11 protein-coding genes are annotated in these 13,754 nt (G+C 64.0%); 4 read left to right on the top strand and 7 right to left on the bottom strand.

The window, feature by feature from the left end; translation table 11 throughout:
- Window positions 1-72: 72 nt before the first annotated feature.
- Window positions 73-1,935, bottom strand: coding sequence for an ATP-binding cassette domain-containing protein (locus tag AC1DE1_RS12350; protein ID WP_477174996.1), 1,863 nt, complete (start codon window positions 1,933-1,935; stop codon window positions 73-75).
- Window positions 1,936-2,334: 399 nt separating this feature from the next.
- On the opposite strand from AC1DE1_RS12350, the gene AC1DE1_RS12345 reads away from it, so the two are divergent.
- Together AC1DE1_RS12345 and AC1DE1_RS12340 are read left to right on the top strand one after the other, a co-directional pair.
- A complete protein-coding gene (locus AC1DE1_RS12345) occupies window positions 2,335-3,456 on the top strand; it encodes a D-alanyl-D-alanine carboxypeptidase family protein (protein ID WP_477174995.1) in 1,122 nt (373 codons plus the stop codon).
- Between the two features lie 80 nt (window positions 3,457-3,536).
- Entirely contained in the window at window positions 3,537-4,184 is a 648-nt protein-coding gene (locus tag AC1DE1_RS12340) for a hypothetical protein (protein ID WP_477175196.1), read from the top strand.
- Window positions 4,185-4,269: 85 nt separating this feature from the next.
- Here AC1DE1_RS12340 and metK read toward each other — a convergent pair whose 3' ends face one another.
- Window positions 4,270-5,469 (bottom strand): methionine adenosyltransferase, encoded by a 1,200-nt coding sequence (gene metK / locus AC1DE1_RS12335; protein ID WP_477174994.1) that lies wholly within the window; start codon window positions 5,467-5,469, stop codon window positions 4,270-4,272.
- 266 nt (window positions 5,470-5,735) lie between these two features.
- The gene (locus AC1DE1_RS12330) at window positions 5,736-7,556 is read right to left on the bottom strand and encodes an FAD-dependent oxidoreductase (RefSeq protein WP_477174993.1); all 1,821 of its coding nucleotides are present in this window, start codon (window positions 7,554-7,556) and stop codon (window positions 5,736-5,738) included.
- Between the two features lie 211 nt (window positions 7,557-7,767).
- Between AC1DE1_RS12330 and AC1DE1_RS12325 the strand changes: the two genes are divergently transcribed.
- Together AC1DE1_RS12325 and AC1DE1_RS12320 are read left to right on the top strand one after the other, a co-directional pair.
- Entirely contained in the window at window positions 7,768-8,463 is a 696-nt protein-coding gene (locus AC1DE1_RS12325; protein WP_477174992.1) for an SGNH/GDSL hydrolase family protein, read from the top strand.
- A 105-nt stretch (window positions 8,464-8,568) separates the two neighbouring features.
- Complete coding sequence (locus AC1DE1_RS12320; RefSeq protein WP_477174991.1) at window positions 8,569-9,294, top strand: hypothetical protein; 726 nt, start codon at window positions 8,569-8,571, stop codon at window positions 9,292-9,294.
- Window positions 9,295-9,304: 10 nt separating this feature from the next.
- On the opposite strand, the gene AC1DE1_RS12315 is transcribed toward AC1DE1_RS12320, so the two are convergent.
- The 4 genes from AC1DE1_RS12315 to AC1DE1_RS12300 form a co-directional block, all read right to left on the bottom strand.
- Window positions 9,305-10,126 carry a class I SAM-dependent methyltransferase gene (locus AC1DE1_RS12315; RefSeq protein WP_477175195.1) on the bottom strand — a complete coding sequence of 274 codons (822 nt, stop codon included), beginning with the start codon at window positions 10,124-10,126 and terminating at the stop codon, window positions 9,305-9,307.
- Window positions 10,127-10,211: 85 nt separating this feature from the next.
- Window positions 10,212-11,135, bottom strand: a complete 924-nt coding sequence (locus AC1DE1_RS12310) for an alpha/beta hydrolase (protein WP_477174990.1) — start codon at window positions 11,133-11,135, stop codon at window positions 10,212-10,214.
- Window positions 11,136-11,201: 66 nt separating this feature from the next.
- Window positions 11,202-12,188, bottom strand: coding sequence for a tRNA dihydrouridine synthase DusB (gene dusB, locus AC1DE1_RS12305; protein ID WP_477174989.1), 987 nt, complete (start codon window positions 12,186-12,188; stop codon window positions 11,202-11,204).
- 156 nt (window positions 12,189-12,344) lie between these two features.
- Entirely contained in the window at window positions 12,345-13,613 is a 1,269-nt protein-coding gene (locus tag AC1DE1_RS12300; RefSeq protein WP_441604421.1) for a nucleoside permease, read from the bottom strand.
- Window positions 13,614-13,754 lie beyond the last annotated feature (141 nt).

Here is a 13,754-nt window from a genome sequence, read left to right as displayed (position 1 = left end):
TCGCGCACAGGGTGCTCTCCCACAAAGGAGTGCTCGTTGTGGGAGCGCACCCTGTGCGCGACACACGCAACCTCAAGCGTCCAACTCTGCCCAGCGCGCGTAAGCCGTATCCAACTCCGCCTGCAACTTGGACAACGCCTCATTCGCCTTGGTCAGCGCGGCATTATCCTGCCGGAAAAACTCCGGATCGTTCATCGCCTCGCTGCGCGCGGCAATGTCGGCTTCCAAAGTTTCAATCTTCTTCGGCAACTGCTCCAGCTCTCGCGCATCCTTGTAGCTGAGTTTGCGCTTTGCCTCTACGACTGGCGCCGCGGCGACTGCGACGGTCTTCTCAAGCGACTTGATCGAAGGCGCCAATGCCGACGGACGCTGGCGCAGCCAGTCGGTGTAACCGCCCACGTATTCGCCGATCTTGCCGTGACCTTCGAGCACCAGCGTGCTGGATACCACGTTGTCGAGAAACTCGCGGTCATGCGACACCAGCAGCAAGGTACCCTGGTATTGCGTGAGCAGCTCTTCCAGCAGCTCCAGCGTTTCCACGTCCAGGTCGTTGGTTGGTTCGTCCATCACCAGCAGGTTGGACGGCTGCGCGAACAGCTTGGCGAGCAGCAGTCGATTGCGTTCGCCGCCTGACAGTCGCGTGATCGGCGCACGCGCACGTTCCGGCGAAAACAGGAAATCCTGCAGGTAGCCGATGATGTGCTTGCGCGAGCCATTGAGCTCGATGAATTCGCGGCCTTCGGCCACGTTGTCCAGCGCGTTGAGCTTGTCGTTGAGCTGCACGCGATGCTGGTCGAAATAGGCGATCTGGATGCCGGTGCCCAGCGTGGCGTGGCCGCGATCGGGCCTGAGTTCGCCAAGCATGATCTTCAGCAACGTGCTCTTGCCGGCGCCGTTGGGGCCGATGATGCCCACGCGGTCGCCGCGCATGATGGTGGTGCTCAGGTTTTCGATCAGCACGCGGCCGCCGTAACTCTGGTGCACGTGCTCCAGGTCGATCACCTTCTTGCCCGAGGCCTGCGCATTGGCCATGGTCATCTTGACGTTGCCGGAGAGTTCGCGACGCTGCGAACGTTCCACGCGCAACGCCTTCAAGGCGCGCACGCGGCCTTCGTTGCGCGTGCGCCGTGCCTTGATGCCCTGGCGGATCCACACTTCTTCCTGCGCGAGCTTCTTGTCGAAGTGGATGTTGGCCTGCGACTCGGCGTGCAGGCGTTCTTCGCGGCGACGCAGGTAGTTGTCGTAATCGCCGGGCCAGTCGGTGAGCTGGCCGCGATCGATCTCGACGATGCGCGTGGCCAGTGCGCGCAGAAAACTACGGTCATGCGTGATGAAGATGATGCTGCCTTCGAACTGGCGCAGGAATGCTTCGAGCCAGCCGATGGCTTCAATGTCGAGATGGTTGGTGGGCTCGTCGAGCAGCAGCACGTCGGGCTTGCGCACCAGCGCCTGCGCAAGCAGCACACGACGCTTCATGCCGCCCGAGAGCGCTGCGAAATCGGTATCGCCGGGAAGCTCAAGCCGCGTCAACACATCGGTGACGCGTCGGTCGAGATCCCAACCGTGCTGCGCTTCGATCTGCGTCTGCACATCGCCCAGCGCATCCATGTCGCCTTCGGCGAGCAGGTGATGGTAACGGGCGAGCAATCGACCCAGGTCGCCAAGGCCTTGCGCGACCACATCGAACACGCTGCCGGCCGTGTCTTGCGGCACCTCCTGCGCCATGCGCGCAACGACGACGCCGTTTTGCACACGCACTTCGCCATCGTCGGCTTTGAGTTCGCCGCTGATGAGTTTCATCAAGGTGGATTTGCCTTCGCCATTACGACCGACGATGCACACGCGCTCGTTCGTCTCGATGGAGAGGTCGACATGTTCGAGCAGGAGGGGGCCGCCGATGCTGAAGTCGACGCGCTGAAGTTGGATTAGGGACATCCGGACATTTTAGGGGATGCGTCGTGTCGATCGTTCGCTTTTGCTGCTCAATCCCGACGCGCGTCTGCCGATAGGGAACGCTAGAGGAGAAAAAGCCGTGGCCGGTGAGCGGGGCGGGCGTCTGGCGGAGTAATTGTTTTTTAACGAAAAAAGTTCGCGCCTACACGCAAATAAGCCTTTCGCCATACGCCATTTGCGGGCACACTCCCTTGACGCGTAGACATCGCTTTCACGGTGAAATTTACGTTACGACGGCGCCGATGCGCCGTCGCTGTTTTATCGTCCATGGAAACATGGACTTATGTGATGTAATTCAAGTATTGTCTTGACCCGTGGCGCTGTGTTGCGGTTCAGGGTTTGTAACGCCGGTTGAAGCGGTGGCGAGAGCGAGGAACTGGGGTGGCTATCAAGTCCAACACGCTGGCCAGGGGAGCATCCTGGCGCCAAGGTCTACTGGCCATGCTGGTAGGCGTCGCCGGCTGTTTCGCGAGCGTGGCTCATGCGGGTTATGCCGCCATCGTCATCAATGAAACCGACGGCCAGGTCATCACTGCGGTGAATGCGGACGAGCCGAACCATCCGGCCTCGCTGGCCAAGATGATGACGATGTACCTCGCCTTCCAGGCGATCCAGAACGGCACGCTCAAGATGGATCAGGAGCTTCCCGTTTCCTCGTGGGCTGCCGCCAAGGCGCCGACCAAGCTCGACCTGCGCAACGGCCAGACCATCACGGTCGAAGACTGCGTGCTCGGCATGATCACCAAGTCCGCCAACGACGCCGCCACCGTGGTCGCTGAAGGTCTGGGCGGTTCGGAAGGTCACTTCGTCGAAATGATGAACGCGCAGGCCCAGCTGCTGGGCATGAGCAACACGCGTTTCGCCAACGCCTCGGGCCTGCCCGACCCGGAAGACACCACCACGGCCCGCGACATGAGCAAGCTGGCCATGGCGCTGTACCACGACTTTCCGCAGTACGCGCATTTGTTCTCGACCAAGGACTTCATGTTCCGCGGTCACCTGGTGCGCGGCCACAACAACCTGATGGACAAGTACCCCGGCATGGACGGCCTGAAGACCGGCTTCACCAATGCCTCGGGCTTCAACCTCGCCTCCACCGCCGTCAAGGATGGTCGCCGCCTGTTCTCCGTGGTGATGGGCGGTCGCACCGCCGCCACCCGTGACCGCCTGATGGCGCGCCTGCTCGACGACGGTTTCGAGAACCAGGAAACGCCGTCCGAACTGGTGGCCCAGGCTGGCGAAGCACCGGCAGGCCTGGCCAGCGGCAAGGCCCGCCGCGGCAAGGGCAGTGTCGCCGCCAAGGGCACGGCCCTGGCCGACGCCACGCCGGCCTCGCGCCGCCACCATCGCCGCGGTTCGAAGGCGGACACCGTCGCCACCGCGGCGACCTGCTCGAAGAAGAAAAAAGGCGCCACCTGTCCCGCCACCACCGCCCGCAGCACCAAGGTCGCTGCGGCTGCTGGCCAGAAGGTCGCCTCGGCTGGTGGGTCGCCGGACAAGTAAGCGTTGGTCAAACCAGATTGCGATAACGGGCTGCCTGCGGGTGGCCCGTTTTGTTTTGGGGGGATGATGCGGTGTCGGCGATGCCGTCGCGTGGAAAAGATGTCGTCGCAACTCAAAGCCAACATGTTGGCCCCTGGGCTCAGCGCACGTTGATGGAAGACACTCTGAGCGTCGACCCCGCAAACCTGGGAAGAAAAGGACAGGACATGAAGCTCACGCTCAAAGCCTTGGTCTTGGCATCCGTTGTCGCCCTGGCGTCCTCGCTGACTGTGGCTGCGCCACTCGGATCATCGACAGACGCCTCTGCAAAACACGCCATCAATGCCCCGCTGCTTGGCAGCTGGTCATTGGACACCTCACGCATGCCGGCGCCGCCCGAACAGCGTCCGAAGAGCGTGCGGTTTACGTTTGGCGATGCAGGCAGCAACACCTGGAACATGCACGTCGATATTGTCTATCGCCCCGGCGAAGAGGTGCATTCCGCCAGCACGCCGGTACTCGATGGATCGTCCACGGTCATCACGAACAGTCCCGAGGCGGACACAGGGACGTTCAAGCAGCCGGCGCCCAATGTGCTGGTGATGGCGCTGCAGAAGGAGGGCGTGCTGGTTTCGACGCGTATTTATTCGGCACTGCCCGATGGACATACGATGGTCGAGACAGCGGTTTATCCCGGACAAAGCGGCACGCCCGTCATGAAGACGAACTACTTCACGCGCGTTCGCTAGGCCGACGATTCGAGACAGCGACACCGCATCTTCCAAAAAAACGGGCCGCTTTCGCGGCCCGTTTTCGTGTTGAAGCAAGCGGTGCTTACTTCAGCTTGGCATCGGCGCGCAGCGCTTCGGCCTTATCGGTCTTTTCCCACGAGAACGCGGTGTAGGTCTTGCCGTCCGGACCCTTCACTTCGTACGGGGTGCGGCCGAAGTGACCGTAGCTGGCGGTCTGCTGGTACATCGGGTGCACCAGGTCGAGCATCTTGATGATGCCGTACGGGCGCAGGTCGAAGTGCTTGCGGATCAGCTTCTCGATCTTCTCGTCGGCGATCTTGCCGGTGCCGAAGGTGGTGACCGAGATGGAGGTCGGCTCGGCCACGCCGATGGCGTAGCTCACCTGCACTTCGCAGCGGTCGGCGATGCCGGCAGCCACGATGTTCTTGGCGACATAACGCGCAGCGTAGGCAGCCGAACGGTCAACCTTGGACGGATCCTTGCCCGAGAACGCGCCACCACCGTGACGGGCCCAGCCGCCGTAGGTGTCGACGATGATCTTGCGACCGGTCAGGCCGCAATCGCCCACCGGGCCGCCGATCACGAACTTGCCGGTCGGGTTGATGTGGAACTTGGTGCCCTTGTGCAGCAGCTTGGCCGGCAGCACGGGCTTGAGGATGTGCTCGCGCACGGCTTCGATCAGATCCTTCTGCTTCACGCTCGGATCGTGCTGGGTCGACAGCACCACGGCGTCGATGGCGGTGGCGACACCGTCTTCGTAACGCAGGGTGACCTGGCTCTTGGCGTCCGGACGCAGCCACGGCAGCGGCGAGTTCTTCTTCTTGCGGACCTTGGCCTGCTGCTCGACCAGACGGTGCGAGTAGTAGATCGCAGCCGGCATGAAGTCCTTGGTTTCGTTGGTCGCGTAGCCGAACATCAGGCCCTGGTCGCCAGCGCCCTGTTCTTCCGGCTTCTTGCGGTCCACGCCCTGGTTGATGTCGGGCGACTGCTTGCCGATCAGGTTCAGCACGCCGCAGGTCTCGCCGTCGAAGCCGACGTCCGAAGAGTCGTAGCCGATGTCGACGATGACCTTGCGGGTCAGCGCTTCCAGGTCGATCCAGGCGCTGGTGGTGATCTCGCCGGCGACGATCGCCACGCCCGTCTTCACCATCGTTTCGCAGGCCACGCGCGCACGCGGATCCTGCGCGATGATCGCATCGAGGACGGCATCGGAGATCTGGTCGGCGACTTTGTCCGGGTGGCCTTCAGAAACCGACTCGGAGGTGAAGAGGAAGTTGCTCATCGCGGTATATATCCTTCCTTACGGATAGAGAGATGAAAGGGGGTGGCGCATGATACACGGCCTACCCCGGGATTGCAGCCTCAGCTTGCAGCCGGGACATGACGATTTCATGCCGATTCAGCCATTTGGACGGCTTTGCGGCTCATTCCGGGGCACTCCCGGGCATGCCTGGGCCGCCCTGGGGCGGCAGGGCAAGCCCTCAGAATACTCCAAGGATGTCCCAGGCGGTCCCTGGCTGGGTGCAGGCGGGGGCCTGGATGGTTGCCTCAGCGGCGGGGGCTGAATCCGTCATCGCTCCAGTCCTCGCTGCCCACGCCGTGATGGACGAAGAACAAGCCGTCCGGGTCGTAGCGGCGCTTGGCGGCGGCGAGGCGCGGGTAGTTGGCGCCCCAGAATGAGCGTTGCCAGTCGCGCTCGAAGTAGTTGCTCTCCGAGACGTAGGAGCCGGCGCCCGGCGCGACCTTGAGCAGGGCATTCATCGACAGGTCGATCCGGGCCGCCTCGCGCCGGGCCTTGTCGAGGTCGGGCGTGGCGCCCGGCATGCCGGGGAAGGCCGGCTCGCTCTCGCTGCCGGTGATGGCGAGCGCAAAGGCGTCCATCGCGCCCGGGTTCATGGCGGTGTCGCGCGAACGTGCGATGGCATCCGTGGGGCCGCCGGCCAGGCCCTTGTTGAAGTGCAGCGAATAGCCCCAGTGGCGCGTTGCCTCGAACATGGCGTCGGCGAGCGCATCGAGTTGACGCTCCTCCAGCAGCGACTGCGGCAGCCACCCCGAGCGATAGCCGTGGATGAACTGGCCGACCTGTCCTTCGTCGCCGGCCCATAGCACGTGATCGCGCGGTGCGTCGGGGCGGCTGTCGGACACGATCAATTGCGGCGCGTGCTGGCGGAAGAATTCCGCGTCCCAGAAATGCCGCGCGGGCAGGGCGATGACGTGGGCTTCCTCCTTGAAGCGATACGCCGGGCGCGCCCTGATCCATGCAAAGAACGGCGCCCACACCTGTTCGGCCTCCTGCTGACTCAGGCCCTGGAACACCATCGAAAGGTGCAGCATGTTGCCGCCGTGGAACTTCAGCTGCTCGCCCCAGTGCGGATTGAACAAGGCATCACGGTAGAAGCGCATGGTTTGCCCGATCAACGCGCGGAACGCCTGGTCGGAATCGGCTTCGATGGCGCCGAAGACCGCGCCAAAGGTGTCCGGCAGCTCGTGCGTGAGCAGGGTCAGCCTGGTCACCACGCCAATGCTGCCGCCGCCACCGCCCTTGATGGCCCAGAACAGTTCCGGCTCGCGGCAGGCGTTGACCACGTGGACCTTGCCGTCCGCCGTGACCACTTCGGCCTCCAACAAATTTCCGCTGGCCGTGCCAAAGCGCTTGGAGAAACTGCCGAAGCCACCGCTCTGCACCAGGCCTGCCACGCCTACCGTCATGCAGCCGCCGCCTTGCACATAGCGCCCGCCCTGGGTGGTGACCGCCGTGTATGCATCGACCCACATGGCGCCCGCTTCGACTGTCACCGCGGAACGTGGCGCCTGCGTATCGGCACAGCCCTGGGGCACGAACGCGTCATGCAGGGCGATTTGGTTCATGTGGCGCGTCCAGATCAGCAGGGAGTCGGGCGCGTCCGAGGTGCCCTGGTAGCTGTGGCCGCCGCCCTTCACCACCAGTCGCAGGTGATGTTCGCGGGCGAAGTTCACCGCCGCCACGACATCGCTGGTCTGCTCGGCGGCCACGGCGTAAACGCTGGGACGCGAGGTCCAGGCGTCCACCCAGCCGCTGGTCTGGGTCAGCGAGGGCGTGTCGCCGAGGAAATACGGATTCCTGACCTGCTTCAGCGCCTCCTGGCAGGCGGCATTGCCGCCGTCGCAGTGCTCGAACGGCGACTGCAGCCGTTGCAGGCGACCGCCGACGGCGCGCCTGAGCTGCTCCCATTGAGCCTCGCTGGGCCAGCCCGGATCGCCGGGACGTACCCGCGCGCGCAGATGGGTGATGCCCTTGAGCGCCTCGCGCGCCGTGGCGACCGAGGGCGACAGCGCCCAGGGCAGCAAGGGCAGGGCGAGCGCAGCCTTCAGCAGATCGCGGCGATGCATGGTGGACTCCGGCGGCATGAGATGTCGTCACTGTGCCCCGGCGAGCATGCAGGACAAGCGTGGAGTGACCAATAGCGCCCTTGCTGGGACAAGTGGCGGGCTGGCGGTGACCGGAGGTGCCCATGGGTCGCCCCGTTCATCTGAGCAAGTTGGACATACCTGTCGAGACATCCATAATCGAACGCTCCCCACCTGATGTAGGAGCGAGCGAATGAAGCGATTGAGCTGGCTGGCGTTCGGCCTGATTTCTCTGCTGGCTTCGGCCATCACGCACGCGGACAGCGCGCCGCCCTCGCACTGGCAGCCGGATATCGCTGCCTTCGTTGCCGCTGATCACGAGCATCCGCCTGCCCAGCATGGCGTGCTGTTCATCGGCAGCTCCTCCATCCAGTTCTGGAAGTCGCTGGGGCAGGATTTTCCCGGCATTCCGGTGATCAACCGCGGCTTTGGCGGTTCGGCGCTGCCCGATTCGACTTATTACGCCGACCGCATCGTGTGGCCCTATAAGCCCAACTTGATCGTGATGTACGCCGGCGACAACGACATCAACGATGGCGCGACGCCCGACCAGGTGCTCGCCTCGTTCCAGCAGTTCGTCGCGCGTGCGCGCGAAGGCGTGCCCGGCGTGCCGATCGTCTATATCTCGATCAAGCCCAGCATCGCGCGCCTCGCGCTTTGGCCGAGCATGAAGGCGGCCAATAACGAAATCCGCGATTGGGCGGCCACCCAGAAGAACGTGCGCTTCGTGGACATCGCCCCGGTGATGCTGGACGCGCAAGGCAAGCCGCGCGCCGAGCTGTTCCGCCCGGATGGCCTGCATATGCTGCCGGCCGGTTATGCCTTGTGGATTGCCACGCTGAAGCCGGTGTTGGCGGCGTATGGCTTCGTGGTGAAACCTGGCGCCTGATTTCCCTCGCTGTGCGCTGCCTGCGCACAGCTTCCTGCGTCCCTGTCGCATGAACCTGCTTTGGTGTTCGGCTAGCCTGCGCCAGCAACCAACAGGGGAGGCGTCATGATTGGACGGTGGTGGTTTTTGGCAGCGGGATTGCTGTGCGGCACGGTGTGCGCGCAGTCGGTGCAGGCGCCGGCATTGAAGGCGGGCGACAGCTGGGTTTACGTCGATACGGTGGAGTCGGGCCCGCAAGGGTGGTCGCGCAAGAATGAAACCGTCACCGTCGAGCGAATCGAAGGCGACAGCGTGCTGGTCGCCAACAAGCAGGACGGCTCCAGCCAGCCAGCCGTCGAGCATCTGGTTGGCCTCGACTGGAGCCGTTCGCGCGATGTGAATGGCAAGCAGCAAGTGGTGAACCGGCCATTGGCGTTCCCGCTCACGCAAGGCAAGAAGTGGCGCGTGGAGTACACCGAAGCCAATCCGAACCGCCAGCACACCAGCGAAACCTTCGGGAGCGAATACACCGTCGTCGGCTGGGAAGACGTGCAGGTACCGGCCGGCGCGTTCAAGGCACTGAAGATCGAGGCGCAGGGTCAGTGGAGCGCCGTCGTGGCGCCTTCCGTATCCAGCGATGCGCGCGGTCATGTGGATGCGGACGGCGCGGTGAGCGTTTCGCAGAGCCAGGTCACCCATCCGCACACGGCGAGCGGTCGCCTGTACAAGGCGTTCTGGTATGTGCCCGAGCAGAAGCGCTTCGTGAAGTCCGTCGAGGAGTACTACGACAGCAAGGGTGTGCGCTCGTCGCGTTACACCGAGGAGCTGCAGTCGTCGAAGCTCGCCGGGTGATGCGTTCCTCTCAGTAGACCAGCGCCCGCGCCTGCACGAAGGCGAAGAAAAACACCGCGTTCGGATCGTTGCGCACGGCCTGCAATTCGCCGCGCATGCCTTCGACCGTGGCGGTGTCGATCTTGTCGGCAGCCACCAGCTGGTCGGCTGCCGACAACAGCACTTCTTGCCAGAATTCGATCATCTGTTTGCGTTTGCCGGGCTGGCGGTTGTCGAGGTGGAAGCTCTTCACCTCGGTCTGCACGTCGCGATAGCCGCCCGCCAGCAGCAGATTGCCGAGCTTCGCGCCAATGAACGGATCGCCGCCGTTGTCGTACTGGTAGTCGTTGAAGGCCATCCAGTAACGCAGCAGGTGCGGCGAGTACGGATCGAGGAAGAACGACGAGTTGAGCACCTCGGTCACGTAGACCACCGCGCCCGGGCTCAGCACGCGGCGGACTTCGCTGAGCACGCGCGCAGGGCTGGGCATGTGTTCCAGTACCCAGCACAGATAGGCAGCGTCGAAGCTGCGATCCGGGAACGGCAGGTCGGTGGCATCGGCCTGCTGCAGCGTATAGCGCGACGTGCACCATGCCGACTGCGCAAGATTGCGCTCGGCCGCTGCCAACTGCGCCTCGGAGCGATCCACGCCGGTCAGTTCCAGGTGCGGAAAGCGCCGCAGCAGGATTTCCGTCTGCGCGCCCACGCCGCAGCCCACTTCCAGCAGCTGTTTGGCTTCGCTGAAATCGATGCGGCTGAACAGGATATTTTCGAACATGCGCGCCTGGCGCGTCAGCCGCGACTGCTCCTCGGACGAAAAGCCGTGGATATAGGGGAACTCACCGGTGACGATGCTGTTCAAGGCCTATCCCCTCGCTGAGGAGTGCAGGCCGATTACTCTACGCCGGCGCCTGTCGAGAGAAGGTGTCGCGCCGCGGTCAGTGCGACGCGCCCGGCGGCTTCGCCTGAGGATGGGACTGGATGAACGTCAGCGTGTCGACCAGCGTTGGCGCACCATCACGCAGCGGTCGCGACAGTGCAAACAGCAGCGCTTCGTGGCCTACGCCGGGGTAGGTTCGCAACGTGCTGTCGCCGTGCGTGGCCTGGCTGGCGCGGTACAGCGAGATGGCGTTTGACGGTTCCACTTCGTCGTCGTCGGTGCCTTGCAGCAACAGCATGGGTGGCTCCTCGCCGCGCACGTACGACACCGGTTGCCCCCGGCGCTGCTGTTCCGGCGTGCCGCCGAACACACCGAGCATGATGGCGTCGTCCTGCGGCACGGGTACGAAATCGTAGCAACCGGCCAGACCGATGAATCCCGCAAGATCGGCAGGCTTCATGTCGTGCGCCGCCAGCCAGTGCGGATCCGTGGCCAGCAGTGCGGCAATCTGGCCACCGGCGGAGTGGCCCATCACGAAGACATCGTCCGGCGAACCGCCGATCTCCGTTGCGTGCGCGTGCGCCCAGGCGACGGCGCTTGCGGCATCCTGCATGAAGCCCTCGAGAGTCACCTGTGGATATTTGCGGTAGTCGGGAATCACCGTGATCACGCCATGCGCCGCCAGCGCCGTGCCCACGAAGCGGTACCAGGCACGCTCGCCGCGTACCCATGTGCCGCCATAGAAAAACACCACGACAGGCGCATGGCTGGCTTGCGCCGGTGCATACACGTCCAAGGCCAAGCCATGCTCGCTGTCGAAGACGATGTCGCTACGCGGCGTGATGGCGCGATGCTGGTCGGTGGCGTTGAGGCCGGCGAACAGGGTCGCCTCGCAGCCACTCAAGAGCACGACGACGACAAGCAGGAGACACTGGCGCAACAGCCAGGTGGACGAGGACCTGTTGGACAGCGGGAGTGTCATGGAGGGCGATGGTGGTGGGACTTGTCCATCATGCCTTGAAGCATCACGCAAAGGCTTGCGGCGAACTCAGGCCGCCAGGCGCGTGCCTTCCTGCAAACCGTCGAAATATTCGCGCGTGAGGCGCAACTGATCCAGCGCGTTTTCTGCCTGGTTCACCACATGGCGAAACGCGGCGTTTTCCGCACGATCCTTCGCGTACCAGCCCAGGTGCTTGCGCGCGATGCGCACGCCCTGCATTTCGCCGTAGAACGCGTAGAGGTGTTCCAGGTGATGGACGAGGATGTCGCACACCTCGGCGGGCGTGGGCTCCGCCAGGGTTTCACCGGTGCTGAGGTAGTGGCTGATCTCGCGGAAGATCCACGGCCGGCCCTGTGCGCCGCGCCCCACCATCACGGCGTCGGCGCCGGTGACATCGAGCACATGCCTGGCCTGTTGCGGCGTTACCACATCGCCATTGGCGAACACCGGAATGCGCACACTCGCCTTGACGGCGGCGATGGTCTCGTACTCGGCGTCGCCTTCGTACTTGTCGGCACGCGTGCGGCCATGCACGGCGAGCGCGGCGATGCCGGCGTCCTCGGCGATCTTCGCAATCGTCAGCGCGTTCTTGTTCTGGCGATCCCAACCGGTGCGGATTTTCAACGTCACCGGTACGTCCACGGCGTCGACCACGGCCTTCACGATGCGCGCCACCAGCGGCTCGTCCTGCAGCAGCGCCGAGCCCGACCACACGTTGCAGACCTTCTTGGCCGGGCAGCCCATGTTGATGTCGATGATCTGGGCGCCGTTGTCGGCGTTATAGCGCGCCGCTTCGGCCAGCATCGCCGGATCGTAGCCGGCGATCTGCACGCTCACCGGTTCGGGTTCGCCCTCGTGGTCCATGCGCTGCAGCGACTTGCGCGTACGCCACAGGCGGGGATCGGCGTTGGTCATCTCCGACACGGCCAGACCCGCGCCCAGCCGTTTGCACAGCAGGCGGAAAGGCTTGTCGGTGACGCCGGCCATGGGAGCAAGCACCACGGGCGGGTCGATGCGGTAGGGGCCGATCTGCATCCGCCTATTGTACCCGGCCAGAAAATCCCGCGCTTTTGTGGGAGCGCACCCTGTGCGCGACGGGCGTCCGAGTGCCATCGCAACAACCGGTTATCGCGGGGTGCCCGGGCGCCTGTCGCGCACAGGGTGCGCTCCCACAGGTGGAAGGGGTATGGCTCAGTGCGCCAGCTTGGCCGCCAACGCTTCCGCCGCGGCACGATCATGCTTGTGCTTGAACAGCACCATGAACAACACCGCCACGATCAACGAATAGCTGGCGAAGGTGATCCAGATGCCGTGCCAGTCCTTGCTCTGGTCCGGATAGGTGAAGAACGCCTCGATCACCAGGCCGCTGATCGAGCTGCCCAGCACCGCGCCGACGCCATTGGTCATCAGCATGAACAGGCCCTGCGCGCTGGCGCGGATGGACGGGTCGCTCTGGCCTTCCACGAACAACTGGCCGGATATGTTGAAGAAGTCGAACGCCATGCCGTACACGATGCACGACATCACGATCATCCACAGGCCCGAGCCCGGATTGCCATAAGCGAACAGGCCAAAGCGCAGCGTCCACGCCAGCATGCTGATCAGCATCACCGTCTTGATGCCGAAGCGGCGCAGGAAGAAGGGAATGGCCAGGATGAACAGCGTTTCGGAAATCTGCGAGATGGACATGATGATGGCGGGGTAACGCACCGCCACCAGATCCTTGTACGCATCCATCTTGGCGAAGTCGTGCAGGAAGGTATCGCCATAGGCATTGGTCAGCTGCAGGGCCGCGCCCAGCAGCATGGAGAAGGTGAAGAACACCGCCATGCGCGCGTCGCGAAACAGCTTGAACGAGGTGAGGCCGAACGTGTCCAGCCACGACTGGTTGTCCCTGCGCTGGAAGCGCGGCGGGCAGGGCGGCAGCGTGAAAGCGTAAAGGCCCAGCAGCAGCGACGCGCCCGAGGCCACGTAGAACTGGCCCGAGGAGGTTTCCAGGTGCAGCAGGCTCACCGTCCACAGCGCGGCAATGAAACCCACCGTGCCCCACACGCGGATCGGCGGGAAATCGCGCACGATGTCCTTGCCGTCGCTCTTGAGCGCGTTGAATGCCACCGCCACGGAGAGCGCGATGGTCGGCATGTAGAACATCATGTTGATCAGCATCACCCAGAACATCAGGCCGGGCGACTGCACCATCGGCACGCAGAACAGCACGCCGGCGCCGCAGATGTGGAAGATGCCGTAGAGCTTGTCCGCATTGATGTACTTGTCAGCGATCACGCCCGCGATGGACGGCATGAACAGCGAGGCGATGCCCATGGTCGAGAAGATCGCGCCGAACTGCGCGCCCGACCACTGCTTGGTCTGGAACCAGTACGCGCCAATGGTAAGCAGCCACGATCCCCACACAAAAAATTGCAGGAAGTTCATGGCGATCAGGCGCAGTCGCAGATTCATCAGCGTATGTCTGTGTGGGTAGTGGTGACGGGTGAGGGGCGGCGCGCCCATCCCTCCAGGGCTGGCGCGAGCCGGACCTGTGTGGACGAGCCGCTGATCCCCTGCAGAGGGCTTGGGACGTCCCAAGGCCGTGCCAAAACG

The sequence above is a fragment of the Dyella sp. 05T440 genome, assembly GCF_056395965.1.
The sequence above is the reverse complement of the archived record's forward strand: the minus strand, read 5'-3'. Positions and strand labels throughout refer to the sequence as shown.

What these genes read in the sequence shown, in the direction of transcription:
- AC1DE1_RS12350 (WP_477174996.1), bottom strand. Translation starts at nt 1,935, where the DNA reads ATGTCCCTAATCCAACTTCAGCGCGTCGACTTCAGCATCGGCGGCCCC.
- AC1DE1_RS12340 (WP_477175196.1), top strand. Translation starts at nt 3,537, where the DNA reads ATGCCGTCGCGTGGAAAAGATGTCGTCGCAACTCAAAGCCAACATGTT.
- metK (WP_477174994.1), bottom strand. Translation starts at nt 5,469, where the DNA reads ATGAGCAACTTCCTCTTCACCTCCGAGTCGGTTTCTGAAGGCCACCCG.
- AC1DE1_RS12330 (WP_477174993.1), bottom strand. Translation starts at nt 7,556, where the DNA reads ATGCATCGCCGCGATCTGCTGAAGGCTGCGCTCGCCCTGCCCTTGCTG.
- AC1DE1_RS12325 (WP_477174992.1), top strand. Translation starts at nt 7,768, where the DNA reads ATGAAGCGATTGAGCTGGCTGGCGTTCGGCCTGATTTCTCTGCTGGCT.
- AC1DE1_RS12320 (WP_477174991.1), top strand. Translation starts at nt 8,569, where the DNA reads ATGATTGGACGGTGGTGGTTTTTGGCAGCGGGATTGCTGTGCGGCACG.
- AC1DE1_RS12310 (WP_477174990.1), bottom strand. Translation starts at nt 11,135, where the DNA reads ATGACACTCCCGCTGTCCAACAGGTCCTCGTCCACCTGGCTGTTGCGC.
- dusB (WP_477174989.1), bottom strand. Translation starts at nt 12,188, where the DNA reads ATGCAGATCGGCCCCTACCGCATCGACCCGCCCGTGGTGCTTGCTCCC.
- AC1DE1_RS12300 (WP_441604421.1), bottom strand. Translation starts at nt 13,613, where the DNA reads ATGAATCTGCGACTGCGCCTGATCGCCATGAACTTCCTGCAATTTTTT.